The sequence below is a fragment of the Micromonospora sp. ATA51 genome, from assembly GCF_016802855.1.
GTDB classification, from domain to species: domain Bacteria; phylum Actinomycetota; class Actinomycetes; order Mycobacteriales; family Micromonosporaceae; genus Micromonospora; species Micromonospora sicca.
In genome coordinates, this window is the sequence record NZ_JAEVHJ010000657.1 from 1 (window position 1) to 1378 (window position 1378).

General features: G+C 71.5%; 3 protein-coding genes and 1 pseudogene. 3 read left to right on the plus strand and 1 reads right to left on the minus strand.

Annotated elements, in window-relative coordinates:
• Window positions 1–149 (plus strand): annotated as a pseudogene (locus tag JNW87_RS38715) (PfkB family carbohydrate kinase); the annotation flags it as partial.
• Window positions 150–249: 100 nt separating this feature from the next.
• Here the strand turns inward: JNW87_RS38715 and JNW87_RS38720 are convergent.
• Window positions 250–606: a DUF3099 domain-containing protein gene (locus tag JNW87_RS38720; protein WP_109801985.1), complete on the minus strand. Its 357-nt coding sequence runs from the start codon at window positions 604–606 to the stop codon at window positions 250–252.
• A gap of 109 nt (window positions 607–715) precedes the next feature.
• Between JNW87_RS38720 and JNW87_RS38725 the strand changes: the two genes are divergently transcribed.
• Together JNW87_RS38725 and JNW87_RS38730 are read left to right on the plus strand one after the other, a co-directional pair.
• Window positions 716–1003 (plus strand): hypothetical protein, encoded by a 288-nt coding sequence (locus JNW87_RS38725; protein ID WP_236647889.1) that lies wholly within the window; start codon window positions 716–718, stop codon window positions 1001–1003.
• A gap of 123 nt (window positions 1004–1126) precedes the next feature.
• Window positions 1127–1327 carry a hypothetical protein gene (locus tag JNW87_RS38730; protein ID WP_238455476.1) on the plus strand — a complete coding sequence of 67 codons (201 nt, stop codon included), beginning with the start codon at window positions 1127–1129 and terminating at the stop codon, window positions 1325–1327.
• Window positions 1328–1378 lie beyond the last annotated feature (51 nt).

The window sequence follows — 1378 nt, forward strand, 5'->3', positions numbered from 1 at the left end:
GTGGTGGACGTCACCGGCGCCGGCGACGCCTTCGCCGCCGGCCTGCTCACGGCCTGGCTCGCCGGCGCGGATCCCCGCGCCGCCCTCGACCGCGCAGCGGACCTCGGCGCACCGCGGTAGCCACCGTGGGCGCCCGCCCCACCCCCTGACCCGCGCCTCACCCAGGCTCGCGGCGATCTTGCAGTTGGGGCCTTGACTCCATCCGATTCGACCGGGTTCGCCCGGGCGCCAAGTGCAAGATCGCGGGGATCAGGGTTCGACGTCGATGATCTTGTGGGGGCGTTCCTCCGCGGTGAGGCTCATTGGGGGGGTCTCGTCGCGGTGGCGGGGGTGGAGCTTGTTGGCGAGGCGATGCTCTTCCTTCGGGGGGCGGTCGTTGGCCAGTAGCACCGCCAGCCAGGGGATGAGCACCATCCCGAGGCCGAGCAGCGGCAGCCACAGCCAGAGCAGGGGTGCCTTCACGCCGACCAGGACGGCACCGAGCACCAGGCACGCCACCCGGATGCCCATCATCAGCACGTACCGCTTCTGTCGGCTGGTGAGCTGGTCGTCCTGGCTGCGCGAGGCGTCGGTGATCAGAATCGGCTGGTACGCCTGACGCTTCACGACGGACCTCCTCGAGGAGATTACGCCCCATCCTGTCACCCGAAGCCCTTGATCAGCGAAAGTTCGACTCACCCCGGGTTGCGTGTTACGCACGTGGTACGCTCCGCCCGTGGGCAGCCGGTTCAGCTTCACCGACGAGGCGTTGGACAACCTGCGGGTCTACGACGTCAGGCCCGGGGAAGTCTGGGAGGCCCTGCACAGCACGCGCCGGGTCATCCGGCACCTCGGCGACGACGTCATGGTCGTCTACGCGGTGTCCCACCGCGGCCGACGACTCGCCGTGCTGCTCGCCGAGGCCGACGGCACCGACCACGACTGGGACGTCCTGTCCGCGCGCGAGCTGAGCGACATCGAGGCGAAGCGCTACGACGAGGCGGTACGGAGATCTCGCCGATGAGGAGGCGGTCACGATGGACCGGAACGAGGCGACCAAGCGTTTCCACGGCGGCGACGACGCGCTGGCCGAGCTGATCGACGAGAGCCAGCCGGCGGAGTGCCCACCCCCGACACCGACGTGCCCATGGTCAGCCGCTCGGTGCGCCTCCCGCTGGAGACGTACGAGCGGGTCCGGGCGGCCGCCGAGGCCCGCGGCATCGGGGTGACCACCCTGATGCGACAGTGGATCGAGGCGGGCCTGGCCGAGCTGGACGACTCGGCGACCGTCTCCCTCGCCGACGTGCGCCGCGCGCTGGCCGCGCTCTCCCGCCCGACGGCGGCCTGACCGGTCGGCTGTCCCGCCCGACGGCCGGTCGACCGCCCGTCACAGCGGCGG